The following is a 17,629-nucleotide window of genomic DNA, read 5'->3' as shown; positions in this document are numbered from 1 at the left end:
CGCGTCATGCCCGTGGAACGGGGGCACCGCGCCAAGCCACCGCCCGGAATGCTAGCGAACAGTAAACTTTCCTACCAGTCCCTCAACTGGCTTCATTCCGCGTCCTGTTCGGCACCGTCCGCGCGACTGCTCGGCCCGAACGGACTCCGGGCCGGAGGCGCACCGCCTCCGGCCCGGATCGTCGCCGCGCTGCGGCCGGGTTTCGGTTACAGCACCGGCAGCAGGTTCTTCAGCTCGAAGGCGGTGACCTCGGAGCGGTACTCCTCCCACTCCTGCTTCTTGTTGCGCAGGAAGAAGTCGAAGACGTGCTCGCCGAGCGTCTCGGCGACCAGTTCGCTCTTCTCCATCAGCGAGATCGCCTCGCCGAGGTTCTGCGGCAGCGGCTCGATGCCCATCGCGCGGCGCTCCGCGTCGGACAGGGCCCAGACGTCGTCGTCGGCGCCGGCCGGGAGTTCGTAGCCCTCCTCTATGCCCTTGAGGCCCGCGGCGAGGAGCACCGCGTAGGTCAGGTAGGGGTTGGCGCCGGAGTCGATGGAGCGGACCTCCACCCGGGCGGAGCCGGTCTTGCCGGGCTTGTACATCGGGACGCGGATGAGCGCGGAGCGGTTGTTGTGGCCCCAGCAGATGTACGAGGGGGCTTCGCCGCCGGCCCCCGCGGCGCGGGAGGAACCGCCCCAGATGCGCTTGTAGGAGTTGACCCACTGGTTCGTGACGGCGGAGATCTCCGCCGCGTGGGTGAGCAGGCCGGCGATGAACGAGCGGCCGACCTTGGAGAGCTGGTACTCGGCGCCCGACTCGTAGAAGGCGTTGCGGTCGCCCTCGAAGAGGGAGAGGTGGGTGTGCATGCCCGAGCCGGGGTACTCGGAGAAGGGCTTCGGCATGAACGTCGCCTGTACGCCCTGCTCCAGCGCGACCTGCTTCATCACCAGGCGGAAGGTCATGATGTTGTCGGCGGTGGAGAGCGCGTCCGCGTACCGCAGGTCGATCTCCTGCTGGCCGGGGGCGCCCTCGTGGTGGCTGAACTCGACCGAGATGCCCATGGATTCGAGCATGGTGATCGCCTGGCGGCGGAAGTCCATGCCGACGTTCTGCGGGGTGTGGTCGAAGTAGCCGGAGCTGTCGGCGGGGGTGGGCCGGCTGCCGTCGACCGGCTTGTCCTTCAGCAGGAAGAACTCGATCTCCGGGTGGGTGTAGAAGGTGAAGCCCAGATCGGAGGTCTTGGCGAGGATGCGCTTGAGGACATAGCGCGGGTCGGCGAAGGACGGCGAGCCGTCCGGCATCAGGATGTCGCAGAACATCCGGGCCGTGCCGGGGGCCTCCGCCCGCCACGGCAGTATCTGGAAGGTGCCCGGGTCCGGCTTGGCGATCATGTCGGACTCGTACACCCGGGCGAAGCCCTCGATGGCCGAGCCGTCGAAGCCGATCCCCTCGTCAAACGCCTGTTCCAGTTCGGCGGGGGCCACGGCGACGGATTTGAGGTAGCCGAGGACATCGGTGAACCACAGCCGTACGAAGCGGATGTCGCGCTCCTCAAGCGTCCTGAGGACGAATTCCTGCTGCTTGTCCATAGCCACATCCTTGCAGTTCAGACGGTCCGTGCACCACCGCCCGGGGTAGGGGGGAAGCTCCAGTATCACGACCCGGGATTTCACCCAGATTACGCACTCGAAGTGAGATGGAGCACCTGGCCACCCACTACGATCGGCGCCCATGGCGCGCAGGGGGTGGAGCGGCTTCGTGACCGCCCCGCGCGCGCCGGATCTCCCGGCCTTCGGCCATCCGTCCCCGCCCCTTCCCAGAAGGACCTGACGACATGAGTTTCGACCCCAGGACCCCCATGGAGCAGCACGACGCCCACCGCGCGCGGCAGCGCCGCGACCGTGCGCTGGCCATAAGCCTGAGCGTGCTCGTGGTCGTGGGGCTGGCCGGATTCGGTACGTATCTGGTGCTGGAAAAGTCCGAGGCGTCCGAGCAGAAGCAGGCCGCCCCGGCGGCGGACGCCAAGGCGCCCGCGGCCGAGCCGGAGAAGCCCGCCGGCGGGTCGATCGAGGGGCTGCGGACGTGGGACGCGAAGAAGCTCACCCGCAACCACGTCACCGGGACCGTCACGTACCCGATGAAGCCGCCGGTCGGCGGTGACCACAACCCCGTTTGGATGAATTGCGACGGCGATGTCTATCAGAAGGCCCTCCCCGATGTGAACGCCGTGCACTCGCTGGAGCACGGATCGGTGTGGGTGACGTATACGGACAAGGCTTCGGACGCCGATGTGGCGAAGCTCGCCGAGCGGGTCGGCAGGACGCCGTACTCGCTGATGAGCCCGTACGAGGGACAGTCCGGGACGATCATGCTGACCGCCTGGGGGAATCAGGTGACCGTGGACGGCGCCGATGACCCGCGGGTCGACCAGTTCCTCTCGAAGTTCGTGCAGGGGCCGCAGACGCCCGAGCCCGGTGCGCCGTGCACGGGCGGGCTGGGAACGCGGTGACCGCCGCGGAACGTGTCCCGCGCGTCGGGTGGGTGGCGGGCTCCGCCGTGGTGCTCGCGCTGCTGTTCGCGGGGGTGGCGACGGTCGCCTCCGCGCGCGACGACGGGGACGGGGCGGACCGTGCCGCCGCCGCGCCGGGCACGCCCGCGGCGGATTCCGCGGACGCCGGTTTCGCCCGTGACATGGCGGTCCACCATCAGCAGGCCGTGGAGATGTCCTTCATCGTGCGCGACCGTACGAAGGACGAGGAGGTACGCCGTCTCGCGTACGACATCGCCAATACGCAGGCCAATCAGCGCGGCATGCTGCTCGGCTGGCTGGATCTGTGGGAGCTGCCGAAGGCGGCCGCCGGGCAGCCGATGGACTGGATGGCGGCCGGGCACGAGGGTCACTCGATGCAGGACATGGACGGGATGGAGGGCATGGGGACCGGCCACCGGGCCCATGACGGCTCCCTGATGCCCGGCATGGCCACCAGGACCGAGCTGAACCGGCTCCGTACGGCGAGCGGCAAGGCGGCCGAGGTGCTGTACCTCCGGCTCATGACCGACCACCACAAGGGCGGCGTCGACATGGCCCGGGGCTGCGCCCGGCTGTGCGCGGTGAAGGCGGAGCAGCGGCTCGCCGGCGGGATGGTCGAGGCCCAGCAGTCGGAGCTGGACGCGATGGCCCGGATGCTGGCGGCGCGAGGGGCCGGGCCCCGGTCCTGAAAGATTCCCGCCTGGCCGCAGGTGCACCCGAACAGGTGATAGCGGTCGCGTGCCCCGAACGGGCCCATGACGATGGGTTCGCTCGGGGTCGTACAGCATGCCCATCGGCACGCAGGAGGAATCCCTCATGACCACCGCCAAGGACATCATGCACACCGGGGCCACGTGGATCCCCGCGCACGAGACGCTCGACCGGGCCGCGCAGCTGATGCGTGACCACAACGTCGGCGCGTTGCCCATCTCCGCCAACGGTGAGCAGGACCGGATGATCGGTATCCTCACGGACCGCGACATCGTGATCGGCTGTGTGGCGATGGGCCACGATCCGTCGAAGATGACGGCGGGCGACCTCGCCCAGGGCACCCCTCGCTGGATCGACTCGGAGGCGGATGTGGAGATGGTTCTGGAGGAGATGCAGACCCATCGGATCCGCCGGCTCCCGGTGGTCGAGAACAAGATGCTGATCGGCATGATCAGCGAAGCCGACCTGGCGCAGCACCTCACCGAGGAGCAGATCGCCGGCTGGGCGGAGAAGGTCTACGCCCGCGGCTGACCGGCCGCGCGGACACGGCTCGACGTCCGGTTTCGATGGCCCGGCATTCCTCGCCCGAGGGGTGCCGGGCCATTGTGCTGCCCTCCCCGCCGGAGCCCGTACCACCGCGGCGATACGCCTCCGCGCGCGAGGGATACCCGGCGGGGGTAGGGTGCTCGACATGACCCTGAGTGCATGTATGACATACGGACAGTTGTCACTCTTCGTATCACTGCTCATCGGGATCCTCCGCCTTCTCGGGCGCGCCGCGGCACGGATCACGCCACTGCCGGGGCCGGGGCCCCGGGCGGGCGCGACCCGTACGGCCCCGTTGTCGGTACTGCGGATATAGGAGGGGTGCCTCCCCCTCCCCCAGCAGACCGAAATACCGACAACACCCCGAGGTGCACCTCGTCATGCGCACTCCACCCACCCGACGCGCCGTGCTCGGCGCCGCTGTCGCCACTGCCGGTTCGGCGGTACTGGCCGCGTGCTCCGACGAATCCGACCCTGGCCACGGCGGCAAGAAGACCGGTAGCGCGAACGCCGGTGGCACCAGCCGCGGCAGCGTGAACCACGGGACCGCCCCCGGCGGGAGGTCCAAGGGCGAGTACGTCTCCCCCGACGGGGCGGAGGTCGCGGCGGCCGAGGCCAAGCGGGGCCCGGCGGGTCCCGTACGGAAGGTCCACCTCGTCGCCACTCCGTCCCGGCTCGATCTGGGCGGCGGGCTCACCGTCGGCTCCTGGGCGTACGAGGCCCGGCTGCCCGGCAAGGAGCTCCGGGTCACGGCGGGTGACACCCTGGCGTTCACCCTCGCCAACCACCTTCCGGAGGAAACGTCACTGCACTGGCACGGCCTCAATGTGCGCAATGACATGGACGGCGTGCCCGATCTGACCCAGGCGCCCATCAAACCCGGCGCGGAGTTCGCCTACCGGTTCACCGTGCCGCACGCGGGGACGTACTGGTTCCACCCGCACACGGGCGTCCAGCAGGACCGCGGACTGTACGCGCCACTGATCGTCGAGGACCCGAAGGAGCCGCTCAAGTACGACAAGGAGTGGGTCGTCGTCCTGGACGACTGGGTCGACGGGGTGGACGGTTCGACGCCGGACTCGGTGCTGTACGAGCTCAGCCGGGGCAGGGGCGGCATGAACCACGGCGGCGGGAGCGGCTCCGGATCGCACGGGAACCCCGGCCGGCCCGCCAAGCCGCTCAAGGGCCGCTCGGGGCCCACACGACTGAAGAAGGGCTCCTTCAGCGAACTGCTCGGCAGCCACGGGGGCGATGTCGCCTACCCGTACTACCTGATCAACGGCCGCACCCCGAAGTCCCCCACGTCCTTCGCGGCCAGGCCCGGCGACCGGATCCGGCTGCGCATCATCAACGCGGGCGGCGACACCGCCTTCCGGGTGGCGCTCGGCGGACACCGGATGACGATCACCCACACCGACGGCTACCCGGTCCGGCACACCACGACGGACGCCCTGCTGCTGGGCATGGGCGAGCGGTACGACGTGCTGGTCACCGCCGGCGACGGGGTGTTCCCGCTGACCGCGCTCGCGGAGGGCAAGAAGGGCTCGGCGCTGGCCCTGCTCCGTACCGGGAAGGGAGCGGCGCCCACCGCGTCGGTGCGGCCCGAGGAGCTGTACGGAAAGCTGGTGGAGGCGGACGAACTCAGGCCCGACGGGTCCGTGGAGCTGTCCTCCCGCGAGCCCGACCGGACCATCCGGTTCAGGATGACCGGCAGCATGAAGGCGTACGACTGGGCCTTCGACCACCAGCCGTACGAACCCAGTCAGCGCCATCCGGTACGGGCGGGCGAGCGGGTCAGGCTGGAGTTCTTCAACGTCACCGAGATGTGGCACCCCATCCATCTGCACGGGCACTCGTTCGGCCTCGTGGGACCGGCGGGGCCGAGCCATCGGGCCACCCGGCGGGGCCCGGCCGCCTGGGCGCGGAAGGACACCGCGATCATCCGGCCGAACAACTCCCTGGCCGTCGAGTTCGAGGCGAACAACCCGGGGCTGTGGATGCTCCACTGCCACAACATCTACCACTCGGACGTGGGCATGATGACGGTCCTCGGCTACCGCCGCTGACCCCTGTCCCGGCCGGGTTCCGGCGGGCCGCGGCCTCGGTGCCGCGGCCCCCAGGACATTGCGTCAGTCAGACGATTACACTGGTGCGCGTGCCTCAACTACGTCTCGCACTGAATCAGATCGACTCGACCGTCGGTGATCTCTCCGGCAACTCCGAGGCGATCGTCCACTGGACCCGGCACTCCGCCGAACAGGGCGCCCATCTGGTGGCGTTCCCGGAGATGGTGCTGACCGGCTACCCCGTCGAGGACCTGGCCCTGCGCCCGTCCTTCGTCGAGGCCTCCCGGCAGGCGCTGCGCGCGCTCGCCGCCCGGCTCGACGCGGAGGGCTTCGGGGAACTGCCGGTCGTCGTCGGCTTCCTCGATCGCTCCGAGACGGCCCAGCCCCGCTACGGCCAGCCCGCCGGCTCCCCGCAGAACGCCGCCGCGGTGCTGCACCGCGGGCAGGTCGCGCTGACCTTCGCCAAGCACCACCTCCCCAACTACGGCGTCTTCGACGAGTTCCGGTACTTCGTGCCGGGCGACTCGATGCCGGTCGTGCGGGTCCACGGCGTCGATGTGGCGCTCGCGATCTGCGAGGACCTCTGGCAGGACGGCGGCCGGGTGCCGGCCGCGCGGGCCGCGGGCGCCGGGCTGCTGTTGTCGATCAACGCCTCGCCGTACGAGCGGGACAAGGACGACACCCGGCTGGAGCTGGTCCGGAAGCGGGCCCAGGAGGCGGGCTGCACCACCGCGTACCTGGCGATGATCGGCGGCCAGGACGAGCTGGTCTTCGACGGCGACTCGATCGTCGTCGACCGGGACGGCGAAGTGATCGCCCGTGCCCCGCAGTTCGCCGAGGGCAGCGTCGTGCTCGATCTGGAGCTGCCGGCGGCCGCCGCCGAGCCGCCGTCCGGGGTCGTGAACGACGGGCTGCGGATCGACCACGTGGTGCTCTCCGAGGAGCCCCTCCCGGCGTACCCGGCGGAGCTGACCGGCGGGTACGCGGAGCGGCTGGACGACGACGAGGAGCTGTACTCGGCGCTGGTCGTGGGCCTGCGGGCGTACGCCGCCAAGAACGGCTTCAGCAGTGTGCTGATAGGGCTCTCCGGTGGGATCGACTCGGCGCTGGTCGCGGCGATCGCCTGCGACGCGCTGGGGGCGCAGAACGTGTACGGCATCTCGATGCCGTCGAAGTACTCCTCGGACCACTCCAAGGGCGACGCGGCCGAACTGGCCCGCCGTACCGGGCTGAATTTCCGCACCGTACCGATCGAGCCGATGTTCGACGCGTACATGGGCCCGCTGGGGCTCACCGGTCTCGCCGAGGAGAACCTCCAGTCCCGGCTGCGCGGCACGATGCTGATGGCCGTCTCCAACCAGGAGGGCCAGATCGTCCTCGCGCCGGGCAACAAGTCCGAGCTGGCGGTCGGCTACTCGACGCTGTACGGCGACTCGGTCGGGGCGTACGGCCCGATCAAGGACGTCTACAAGACGTCGATCTTCCGCCTCGCGAAGTGGCGCAACCGGGCCGCCGAGGAGCGCGGGCAGATCCCGCCGATCCCGGAGGCGTCCATCACCAAGCCGCCCAGCGCCGAGCTGCGCCCGGGACAGGTCGACACGGACTCGCTGCCCGACTACGACGTACTGGACCGGATCCTGGAGCTGTACGTCGACCGGGACCAGGGTCTGGACGGGATCGTCGCGGCCGGCTTCGACGAGGCGCTGGTGGCGAAGACGCTGCGGATGGTGGACACCGCGGAGTACAAGCGGCGGCAGTACCCGCCGGGCACGAAGATCTCCCCGAAGGGCTTCGGCAAGGACCGGCGGCTGCCGATCACCAACCGGTGGCGCGAGGGGGGCTGAGCGGGGCGCGGTGACCGGGTCCGCCCGGTCACCGTTCCGTCCGGCGCCCCGCGTCTCAGGGCGTCACCGCGCCGCACCCCGACGTGGCCGGCGGAACGGCTCACCGCCTCACAGCTCCACGCGCGCCACGATCGGCAGGTGGTCGCTGTCCGTCGCCGCGAGCGTCCACGACGACATCGGTTCGACGCCCTTCACCAGGATCTGGTCGATCCGCGCCATCGGGAACGAGGCCGGCCAGCTGAAGCCGAAGCCGTCGCCGGCCGCGCCCTGGGTGGAGCGCAGCTGGGAGCTGACCGCGTTCAACGAGCGGTCGTTCATCGTGCCGTTGAGGTCGCCGAGCAGGATGACCTTGCCGAGCCGTTCGTCGGCGATGGCCTCGCCCAGGGCGTCCGCGCTGTCGTCGCGCTGGTTGGCGGTGAATCCGGCGTGCAGCTTGACCCGTACGGACGGCAGATGGGCCACGTAGACGGCGACCTCGCCCTTCGGTGTCGTCACCGTGGAGCGCATCGCCCGGGTCCAGCCCATCTTGATGTCGACCGGCCTGGTGGCGCTCATCGGGTACTTGCTCCACAGGCCAACGGTGCCCTGTACCGAGTGGTACCGGTAGCGGTCGGCGAGGGCCGCCTCGTACGTCGCCACCTTGCCGCTCGGCAGTTCCTCCAGGGCGATGACGTCGGCGCCCGAGTCCGCGACCTTCCGGGCGGTGCCCTCGGGGTCGGGGTTGTCGGCGTTGACGTTGTGGGTGGCCACGGTGAGGTCGCCGCCGCTGCCGGACTTGTCGGTGAGCAGGCCGCCGAAGATGTTGAACCAGACCACGACCGGCAGCAGCAGGGCGATCAGCGCGGTCGCCGAGCGGCGCACCAGGCCCAGGACCAGCAGCAGCGGGACGAACACCCCGATCCACGGCAGGAACGTCTCGGAGAGGCTGCCCAGGTTGCCGATGGTGTTGGGGATCTCGGCGTGGAAGGCCATCACGAGGGTGAGGAGGACCGAGCAGAGGGCGAGGACGATGCCGCGCCGCCAGATGCCCGGGTCGCGGGTCCATCGGTCGCGCAGGTCCCGGAAGCGGGATCCCGGCCCGGCGCGCTCCGGCTCCGGCTCCGCACGGTCGTTCCCGGTGTCCGCTCCGTACGCCTGCACCATCGCGCTGTCCTCACTGCCTTGCCGTGCATGTCGCCGCGCCCACGACCCTAGGCGATGGGCGGCGTGTTTCCTGCCGTCGACGACGGCCGTACTGCCACGAGGACGAAGGGCGGGGTCCGGCGGGTTCCGGACGGGCGGGGTCCGCCGGGGCTTGTGACAGAAAGATCACACTCGGGCGGGTCCGGTTCCGGGAGCGTCAGGCGTCGGTGGCCGGGCGTGGCGCCAGGCCCTCGACCAGGACCTGGACGATGCGGTCGGCGAGATCCTCGGGCAGCGGCGCGTCGGGCCGGTGGATGGTGCGTACGAGCATGGGCCCCAGGAACAGGTCGTCCATCAGCCCCACGTCCAGGTCCGCGCGGAGTTCACCGGCGTCGACCGCGCGCCGCACGGCGGCCAGCATCGCGACCCGGCGGGGCGCGATGACGTTGCTGTGGTACTCCGCCCACAGCTTGGGGTGGCTCTTCATCTGCGCGAAGACGTTGTGCAGCAGCACCGAGGAGCGCTGGGCCAGGCCGCGCCTGCGCAGCGAGTCCAGCAGCAGCCGCAGGTCGTCGAGCCCGGCGGTGCCGGAGACCGCGGGTTCCGGCGGTTCCATGTCCCTCAGGACGTCGACGAAGAGTTCTTCCTTGCCGCTCCACCGCCGGTAGATGGTCGCCTTGCCGACCCCGGCGGTCCGGGCTATCCGCTCGATGGACAGGGCCGCCAGGGGCTCGCCGGCCTCCAGCAGCTCGACGACGGCGTCCAGGATCGCCCGCTCGGCCGCCGCGCTGCGCGGGCGGCCCCGTCGCGGTTCCGGATCCTCCCGGAACGGATGGTCCCGGTCCTGTGCCTGTGCCTGTGCCCGCACGTCGATCCGCCTTTCGCCACGCCGTCCGACCGCCGTCCCGATTCTCGCCGACGGTGGTGGCTCCGTGTGCCGCCCTCGGGCCCCGGGGGTCGCCCGGTTCCCGGGGCGGCGCTCTCAGCTCTGCCGGGCCGCCGGTCTCATCGTCCCGCTCCCGCCGCGCGCACCGACCGGTCGCCCCTGCCCTCCCCGCCGGACCCCTCCCCGGCGGGCGGCTTCCCCGGCAGGAACATCGCGACCACGAGGGCGCCCACCAGGGCGATGGTCGCCGAACCGACGGCGGTGACGTGCATGGCTTTGAGGAACGCGTCGTTCGCCGAGGCGATCAGCGGGGCGCCCGCCGGGCCCAGCTTGTCCGCGATGCCGAGCGTCGCCTCGATCGACTCCCCCGCCGCCTGTCTGGCCCCGGCCGGGACCGCGCCGAGGTGCCCCTCGATCTCGCCCCGGTAGACGGTGGAGAGCACCGAGCCCAGCACCGCCACCCCGAGCGCCCCGCCGACCTGCCGGAAGGTGTTGTTGACGGCCGACCCGGAACCGGCCTTCTCCCGGGGCAGCGCCTGCATCACGGAGACGGTGACCGGCGTCATCACATGCGCCATGCCCGTGCCCTGGACGAAGAAGAGCAGGCACAGCACCCAGACCGGCGTGGCGCCGTCGAACAGCGCGAACGCCGCCAGTCCGACCGCGACCAGCAGCATGCCGACGGTGCAGGTGGCGCGGGCGCCGAAGCGGTCGACGAACAGCCGGGCCCGGGGCGCGAAGATCATCTGGGCGGCGGCCAGCGGCAGCAGCATCATGCCCGCCTGCAGCGCGGTCCAGCCGCGCACGCTCTGCATGTAGAAGGCGGAGAAGAAGGTCACCCCCATCAGCGCGAAGAAGACCAGCGCTATGGCGGCGACGGCGGCGGCGAACGACGGCTCCTTGAAGTACACGATGTCGAGGGCCGGGTGGGTGCTGCGCTTCTCGTGCCAGACGAACCCGGCCAGGACGAGCAGGCCGCCGATGCTCGACATGAGCACCACGGGGTCGGCGAAGTCGGCGAGCTGACCGCCGCGGATGATGCCGTACACCAGCAGCACCAGGCCGACGATGGAGAGCGCGACGCCGAGCGGGTCGGTGCGGCCCGGGTTCGGGTCCTTGGAGTCCGGCACCAGCAGGACCATCGCGATCAGCGCCACGATCACCACGGGCACATTGACCAGGAAGATCGAACCCCACCAGAAGTGTTCGAGCAGCAGCCCGCCGGTGATCGGGCCGATCGCGATGGCCACACCGACGCTGCCGGCCCATACGCCGATGGCCCTGGGCTGTTCGTCGCGCTCGAAGACGTTCATCAGGACGGCGAGGGTGGCCGGCATGACGAACGCGGCGCCGAAGCCCATCAGGGCACGCCAGGTGATCAGCTGGGCGGGTGAGCCGGACATGGCGGCCAGCGCGGAGCCGACACCGAAGAGCAGGATGCCGAAGAGCAGCACCTTCTTGCGGCCGATGCGGTCACCGAGCAGACCGGCGGTGAAGAGGAGGCCGGCGAAGACGAGGGTGTAGGCGTTGATCGCCCACTCCAGCTCGCTCTGGGTGGCCCCCAGGCCGATGGGTGCGGGGCTGGCGATGGTCTTGACCGCGACGTTCAGGATCGAGTTGTCCAGCACCACGATGAGCAGGCTGAACATCAGGACGACGAGGATCACCCAGCGACGACGGCGGACCGCCTCCGGGATCTGGGGCGCGGCAGCGCGAGCACCGGACGGCATCGACATGGCATGGAGCTTATCCGATTTCGATACGAGACCGTCTCGTATTGGAAGCACGTGACCGTCGAGGTCGCCTTCCGGCCATGCCGTCACCGGCGTGCGCGGGCCCACTTCCCGTGGACCGCCGCGGGATGACACCATGGGACCGGTCCGGGGACGCCGTCAGGGCGCCTCGAGATGACGAAGGAGCCGTTGGCAATGTCGCTTCAGGCTGCGCGGAATCAGTCCGCAACAACCCCCGCGGGGGCCCCCACCGACAGCAGCAAGGCGCTGTACGGAGGCAAGAGCACCCGCCGTATCTCCATCCACGACATCGCCGCCGCCACCGAGCGCGGCGAGAAGTGGCCCATGCTCACCGCCTATGACGCGATGACCGCGTCCGTCTTCGACGAGGCCGGGATCCCGGTCATGCTCGTCGGCGACTCCATGGGCAACTGCCACCTCGGTTACGAGACCACCGTGCCCGTCACGATGGACGAGATCGCGATCCTCTCCGCCGCGGTCGTACGGGGCACCAGGCGTGCCCTGATCGTCGCGGACCTGCCCTTCGGGGCGTACCAGGAGGGCCCCGTCCAGGCCCTGCGCAACGCCACCCGGCTGATCAAGGAGTCCGGGGTCGGCGCGGTCAAGCTGGAGGGCGGCGAGCGCAGCCACGAACAGATCAAGCTGCTCGTCGACGCCGGGATCCCGGTCATGGCCCACATCGGCCTGACCCCGCAGTCCGTCAACGCGATGGGCTACCGGGTACAGGGCCGCGGCGAGGAGGCCGCCCAGCAGATGCTGCGCGACGCCAAGGCCGTGCAGGACGCGGGCGCGTTCGCCGTCGTCCTGGAGCTCGTACCGGCCGAGCTGGCCGCCGAGGTCACCCGCACCCTGCACATCCCGACCGTCGGCATCGGCGCCGGTCCCGACACGGACGCCCAGGTGCTGGTCTACACCGACATGGTCGGGCTGACCGGCGGCAAGGTGCCACGCTTCACCAAGCAGTACGCGAACCTGCGCCAGGTGCTGGGCGACGCGGCGAAGGAGTTCGCGGAGGAGGTCGTGGGCGGCGCCTTCCCGGCCGCCGAGCACACCTTCCACTAGGGTCTTTCGTTTGGATCCGGCCTGATCCAAACGAAAGACCCTGGTTCCACCGGGGGTCCGGTCGCGCACCGGCCCCCCGGGCACGGACCACTGCCCGCACCACCGACAGCCCGCCGACATCCCCCATCGGCGGGCTGTCGGCCTGCTGTCGGCGGCCTGTCGGTGACGGCTGGTCCCATGGTGGACATGACGCGAATCGACAAGAACCCCAGGAGCGGCTCGAACGCCGTAGAGGTCCGGGGGCTGGTCAAGCACTACGGCTCGACCAAGGCTCTGGACGGCGTGGACCTCGATGTCCGCGAAGGCACCGTGCTCGGTGTCCTCGGTCCCAACGGAGCGGGCAAGACCACGCTCGTACGCTGCCTGTCCACCCTGATCGTCCCCGACGCCGGACACGCCACCGTGGCGGGCTACGACGTGGTGAAGCAGCCCCGGCAGCTGCGCCGCACCATCGGTCTGACCGGGCAGTACGCCTCGGTCGACGAGAAGCTCTCCGGCTGGGAGAACCTCTACATGATCGGGCGGCTGCTCGATCTGCCCCGCAGGACCGCCCGGTCCCGGGCCGATGAGCTGCTGGAGCGGTTCTCGCTCACCGACGCGGCCCGGAAGGCCGCGATGGACTACTCCGGCGGGATGCGGCGCCGGCTCGACCTGGCCGCCTCGATGATCGGCAGCCCGGCCGTCCTCTACCTGGACGAGCCGACGACGGGGCTGGACCCCCGGACCCGCAACGAGGTCTGGGACGAGGTGCAGCGGATGGTCGCGGAGGGGGCGACCGTGCTGCTCACCACCCAGTACATGGAAGAGGCCGAGCAGCTCGCCAACGAGCTGACCGTCATCGACAAGGGAAAGATCATCGCCCGCGGCGGGGTCGACGAGCTCAAGGCGAAGGTCGGCGGCCGCACCCTGCAGATCCGGCCCTCGGACCCGGCACAGCTGCCCGCGATGGCGCGGGCGATCCGGGAGGCGGGCCTCGACGGGGTCTCGGGCGCGCAGGCCGTCCCGGACGAGGGACTGCTGTACGTACCGATCCTCAGCGACGAACAGCTGACCGCCGTCATCGGCCTGCTCGGCACCCGGGGCTTCCCACTGGCGCATGTCGCCACCGCGCTGCCCAGCCTGGACGAGGTCTTCCTGGCCATCACGGGCGAGAAGTCCGCTTCCGCCACCGACACGATCCCCGAGGAGGTCGCGGCATGAGCACGGCGACTCTGACACCCACGCCCACGCCCACCGGGTCCGCCCGCGCGCAGGCCGTCCACGACGAGGGCCGGATAGGGCTGCGGAACAACCTGCGCCACATCGGGGCGCTGGTGCGGCGCAACATGCTCCAGATCAAGAAGGATCCGGAGTCCATGTTCGACGCGCTCCTGATGCCGGTGATCTTCACCCTGCTGTTCGTGTACGTCTTCGGCGGATCGGTCGGCGGCAGCATGGGCGGCGGCCGTCAGGAGTATCTGAACTACCTGATCCCCGGGCTGATGGCGATGATGGGCATGAACATCGCCATGGCGGTCGGCTCCGGTGTCAACGACGACTTCCGCAAGGGCGTCATGGACCGGTTCCGGACGATGCCGATCGCCCGTTCCTCGGTACTCATCGCGAAGATCGTGGTCGAGCTGGGCCGGATGATGGTCGCCACACTCATCCTGCTGGCCATGGGCTTCGCCCTCGGCATGGAGCTCCAGGAGTCGGTGCTCGGGCTGATCGGGGCGATCGCGCTGTCGGCCGCGTTCGGTGCCGCCATCATGTGGATCTTCATCCTGCTGGGACTGACCATGAAGACGGCCCAGGCGGTTCAGGGAATGGGGATGATCGTGCTGATGCCGCTCCAGTTCGGCTCCTCGATCTTCGCCCCGACGAAGACGATGCCCGGCTGGCTCCAGACGTTCACCGACTACAACCCGCTGTCCAACCTGGCGGACGCCGCGCGCGCCCTGATGATGGGCGGCCCGCTCGCCCACTCGGTCCTGGTGACGCTCGGCTGGACCGTGATCATCACCGCGGTGACGGCGCCGCTCGCGGTCGCCAGGTTCCGCAAGAAGTCCTGACGGACGGGGTCACTCCCGGTACGCGTCCACGAGGGCGGTGGCCTCCTCCAGGGAGAGGCCACCGCCCTCGGCGTACGCGGTCTCGTAGGCGGCCCGGCCGAGCACGGCCACGGCCAGCTCCTCCGCCCGCGCCCAGTCGTCGCGCTCCATCGACGTCGGCACATGGCCCCGGGGCAGCAGCCCCCGGCCCGCCCCCAGCAGTCGGGCCGCGGTCGTGGCCCGCCGCTCGCCGCCGATGCCGGCCAGTGAGCGGGCGAGGGCGACGAGCTGGATGACGGACATCTGCGGCGCCACCAACTGCGACAGCCGGTCGTGGGAACGCTCCAGCGCCACCAGGCCCCCGGGCAGGGCGTCCGCGTACAGCCCGTCCTGGTTGTCCAGCCAGGCCATCGTGCCCAGCACGACCCCTTCGAAGATCGCCATGGTCTCGGAGTGGAACCCCCCGCGCAGCACGGCCAGTTGCTCGCGCGCCTCACCGGTGCGGCCACTGCGCCCCAGCCACATGGCCAGATGGAGCCGGGCGATGGATCTCGTGTCGTACCGCTCGGCGATCACCTCGCGCAGGATCGCCTCGCCCTCGGCACCGCGGTCCATCTCGGTGAGCACGGCCGCGTATCTGGTGCGCAGGACCGCCACCTGGGAGGGTGCGCCCAGCTTCTTCGCGTAGCCGACGGCGGACCGGTAGTCCTCGGCCGCGCGCGCGTACTCGCCCCGCCGCTCGTTGGCCTCGCCCCGTGCCGAGAGCGATTCGGCGATGCCCCAGTCGTCACCGATCCGGTTGAAGAGCTCCAGGCTCTCGTCGGCGTCCGTGCGCGCCTCGCCCGCCCACTCGGGCAGGTTGGCCAGCACGCTGGCCCGCGTCTGGAGGGCCGCGGCGAGCTCCCATTCGTAGCCGAACTCCCGGCACGCGCGGACCGTCTCGTCCAGCACCTCGCGCAGCCTGCCGGTCTCCCCGACGAGCATGACCGCGAAGAACCAGAGCGCCGCCGGGACCCGGCAGGTCTGCGGCTGGCCGGCCCGGTAGGTGTTCGCGATGACCCGCAGCCGGGCCATGCTCGCCTCGTCGGTCCACCTCTCCGCGGCGTGGTCCATGCTGACCAGCCGGATCAGGCCCGCCTGGCGGCGTGCCTCCTGGAGCAGCTCGGGCCCCATGGGCGGCGGCGCGTCGGTGCAGCGTTCGTGGATGGAGGGCGCGGGCTCGGCGGGCGCGGCGAAGGGGTCGGGGCCCAGCGCGGCGACGGCGTCGGCCCAGTGCAGCGCGTCGCTGCTCAGATCGCGCATCTGCCAGTACCAGCACAGCGAGAGCACCATGCAGAGCGTCTCCTGCTCGTCGCGGGCGGCGACGGCGTGGCGCAGGGCGGTGCGGATGTTCTCGTACTCGCGCTGGAAGAGCTCGACGGCGGACCGTTGTCCGGCGCCGCGGAGCCGGGGTTCCGCGGTACGGACCAGCTCCCGGAAGAACACCAGGTGGCGCCGGACCACGGGGCCCCGTTCCGTCGCCTCGTCGAGCCGTTCGGCGGCGTACTCGCCGACGGTCTCCAGCAGCCGGTAGCGCATCTCGCCGTCCTCGGCGGGCGCGGCGACGACGAGCGACTTGTCGACGAGGGAGCCGAGCAGCCCGGCGACCTCGCGCGCGTCCCGCGGCCCGTCCGCGCAGACCGCCTCGGCCGCGTCGAGGGTGCAGCCGCCCGCGAAGACGGAGAGCCGGCGCAGCACGGCGCGTTCGGGTTCGTCGAGGAGGTCCCAGGACCAGTCGACGACGGCGCGCAGGGTCTGCTGACGGGGCAGTACGGTACGGGCTCCGCTGGTGAGCAGGCGGAACCGGTCGTCGAGCCGGTCGGCGATCTGGCGCGGGGTGAGCATCCGCAGCCGGGCGGCGGCGAGTTCGATGGCGAGCGGCAGTCCGTCGAGGCGGCGGCAGATCTCCGCCGCGGCGGCCGCGGTCTCCTCGTCCGCGTCGGTCCGGAAGCCCGGCCGGGCGGCGGCGCCGCGGTCGGCGAGCAGGCGCAGCGCCATCGGGGCGGGCAGCGGTTCGACGGGGCGGACGAACTCGCCCGGCACGCCGAGGGGTTCACGGCTGGTCGCGAGCACGGTGAGGTGCGGGCAGTGGGCGAGCAGGTGGTCGGCGAGGGCGGCGGCGGCCCCGACGAGGTGTTCGCAGTTGTCCAGGAGCAGCAGCATGCGGCGCCGGGAGCAGTGCTCGGTGAGGCGTACCAGCGGGTCGCTCGCATTCCCTTCGGCGGCCCTGATCTCCTCGGCGCCGGCGCCGCGCAGCACGGTCTCGCGGGCACCGAGCGCGGTCAGCACGGCCTCCGGCACCGCCTCGGGGTCGTCGACGGGGGCGAGTTCGACCAGCCAGACACCGTCCGGCCAGGCGGACGCGACGGATTCGGCGGCCTCCTGGGAGAGCCGGGTCTTGCCCGCGCCGCCGGGGCCCAGCAGGGTGACCAGCCGGGCGTGCGAGAGGTCCTCGCCGAGGGCTTCGATGTCGCTCTCGCGCCCGACGAAACTGGTCAGCCTGGCCCGGAGGTTGCCGTGCGGTGCGGTGGGGGCCCCGGTGCGGACGGGCGGGGGCGGGGCGGCCGGGCCGGCCGGGCGGGGGCGGGGCGGCCGGGCCGGCCGGGCCCTGGCGGAGCAGTTCGGCGTGCAGTGCGCGGAGTTCGGGTCCGGGGTCGGTGCCGAGGCGGTCGGCGAGTCCGGTGCGCACCTCGTCGTAGGCGGCCAGCGCCTGGGCCGTGCGCCCGGCGTCCCGCAGGGCCCGCAGCCGCAGTGCCTGGAGGGGTTCGTCGATCGAGTGCTCGGCGCACAGGGCGACCAGTTCGGGCAGGACCTCGTCCGCGTGCCCGAGCGCGAGGGCCGCGCGGATCCGGTTGCGGCGGGCGTCCAGACGCCGGACCTCCCAGCGGGCCGCGGCGGCCGTCCGGTCGGGCAGATCGGTCAGGACCGGCCCGCACCACAGTCCGAGCGCGTCGTCGAGCACGGCGCGGGATGTGTACGCCCCGTGCAGATGTTTGCACCACCCGGCGCACGATGTGCTCCGGCCGCGCCGCATTTTCCGGGATCTCGACGGAGGGAGGC

General features: G+C 71.1%; 12 protein-coding genes and 1 pseudogene. 8 read left to right on the top strand and 5 right to left on the bottom strand.

Features of this window, described 5'->3' with window-relative positions; genetic code table 11:
* Positions 1-206 precede the first annotated feature (206 nt).
* A complete protein-coding gene (gene glnA / locus ABZY11_RS23030; RefSeq protein ID WP_073735717.1) occupies positions 207-1,568 on the bottom strand; it encodes a type I glutamate--ammonia ligase in 1,362 nt (453 codons plus the stop codon).
* A 245-nt stretch (positions 1,569-1,813) separates the two neighbouring features.
* On the opposite strand from glnA, the gene ABZY11_RS23025 reads away from it, so the two are divergent.
* The 5 genes from ABZY11_RS23025 (at position 1,814) to ABZY11_RS23005 (ending at position 7,676) form a co-directional block, all read left to right on the top strand.
* Positions 1,814-2,488: a DUF3105 domain-containing protein gene (locus ABZY11_RS23025; RefSeq protein WP_356480950.1), complete on the top strand. Its 675-nt coding sequence runs from the start codon at positions 1,814-1,816 to the stop codon at positions 2,486-2,488.
* Positions 2,485-3,198 carry a DUF305 domain-containing protein gene (locus tag ABZY11_RS23020; protein WP_356480949.1) on the top strand — a complete coding sequence of 238 codons (714 nt, stop codon included), beginning with the start codon at positions 2,485-2,487 and terminating at the stop codon, positions 3,196-3,198. Before ABZY11_RS23025 ends, ABZY11_RS23020 begins: the two co-directional genes overlap by 4 nt.
* Positions 3,199-3,325: 127 nt before the next feature.
* Positions 3,326-3,751: a CBS domain-containing protein gene (locus tag ABZY11_RS23015; RefSeq protein ID WP_356480948.1), complete on the top strand. Its 426-nt coding sequence runs from the start codon at positions 3,326-3,328 to the stop codon at positions 3,749-3,751.
* A gap of 395 nt (positions 3,752-4,146) precedes the next feature.
* Positions 4,147-5,832: a multicopper oxidase family protein gene (locus ABZY11_RS23010; protein WP_356480947.1), complete on the top strand. Its 1,686-nt coding sequence runs from the start codon at positions 4,147-4,149 to the stop codon at positions 5,830-5,832.
* A gap of 89 nt (positions 5,833-5,921) precedes the next feature.
* A complete protein-coding gene (locus tag ABZY11_RS23005; RefSeq protein ID WP_356480946.1) occupies positions 5,922-7,676 on the top strand; it encodes an NAD+ synthase in 1,755 nt (584 codons plus the stop codon).
* 108 nt (positions 7,677-7,784) lie between these two features.
* Here the strand turns inward: ABZY11_RS23005 and ABZY11_RS23000 are convergent, their stop codons facing one another.
* From ABZY11_RS23000 to ABZY11_RS22990, 3 genes are all read right to left on the bottom strand, one after another.
* Positions 7,785-8,819 (bottom strand): endonuclease/exonuclease/phosphatase family protein, encoded by a 1,035-nt coding sequence (locus tag ABZY11_RS23000; RefSeq protein ID WP_356480945.1) that lies wholly within the window; start codon positions 8,817-8,819, stop codon positions 7,785-7,787.
* Between the two features lie 196 nt (positions 8,820-9,015).
* Positions 9,016-9,666, bottom strand: a complete 651-nt coding sequence (locus ABZY11_RS22995; RefSeq protein WP_356480944.1) for a TetR/AcrR family transcriptional regulator — start codon at positions 9,664-9,666, stop codon at positions 9,016-9,018.
* A gap of 137 nt (positions 9,667-9,803) precedes the next feature.
* Complete coding sequence (locus ABZY11_RS22990; RefSeq protein WP_356480943.1) at positions 9,804-11,420, bottom strand: MFS transporter; 1,617 nt, start codon at positions 11,418-11,420, stop codon at positions 9,804-9,806.
* A 192-nt stretch (positions 11,421-11,612) separates the two neighbouring features.
* On the opposite strand from ABZY11_RS22990, the gene panB reads away from it, so the two are divergent.
* The 3 genes from panB to ABZY11_RS22975 all read left to right on the top strand — a co-directional run bounded on the left by panB (position 11,613) and on the right by ABZY11_RS22975 (position 14,551).
* Positions 11,613-12,500, top strand: coding sequence for a 3-methyl-2-oxobutanoate hydroxymethyltransferase (gene panB / locus ABZY11_RS22985; protein ID WP_356480942.1), 888 nt, complete (start codon positions 11,613-11,615; stop codon positions 12,498-12,500).
* Positions 12,501-12,677: 177 nt separating this feature from the next.
* A complete protein-coding gene (locus tag ABZY11_RS22980; RefSeq protein WP_356480941.1) occupies positions 12,678-13,700 on the top strand; it encodes an ATP-binding cassette domain-containing protein in 1,023 nt (340 codons plus the stop codon).
* The gene (locus tag ABZY11_RS22975; protein WP_356480940.1) at positions 13,697-14,551 is read left to right on the top strand and encodes an ABC transporter permease; all 855 of its coding nucleotides are present in this window, start codon (positions 13,697-13,699) and stop codon (positions 14,549-14,551) included. The genes ABZY11_RS22980 and ABZY11_RS22975 overlap by 4 nt, the downstream gene beginning before the upstream one ends.
* Positions 14,552-14,560: 9 nt before the next feature.
* On the opposite strand, the pseudogene ABZY11_RS22970 reads toward ABZY11_RS22975, so the two are convergent.
* Positions 14,561-17,531 (bottom strand): annotated as a pseudogene (locus tag ABZY11_RS22970) (BTAD domain-containing putative transcriptional regulator); the annotation flags it as partial.
* Positions 17,532-17,629 lie beyond the last annotated feature (98 nt).

Origin of the sequence: Streptomyces sp. NPDC006510 (assembly GCF_040611955.1) — a bacterium.
In the GTDB taxonomy this organism is placed as follows: domain Bacteria; phylum Actinomycetota; class Actinomycetes; order Streptomycetales; family Streptomycetaceae; genus Streptomyces.
Note: the sequence above shows the minus strand (reverse complement) of the source record. Positions and strands in the feature narration are given on the sequence as shown.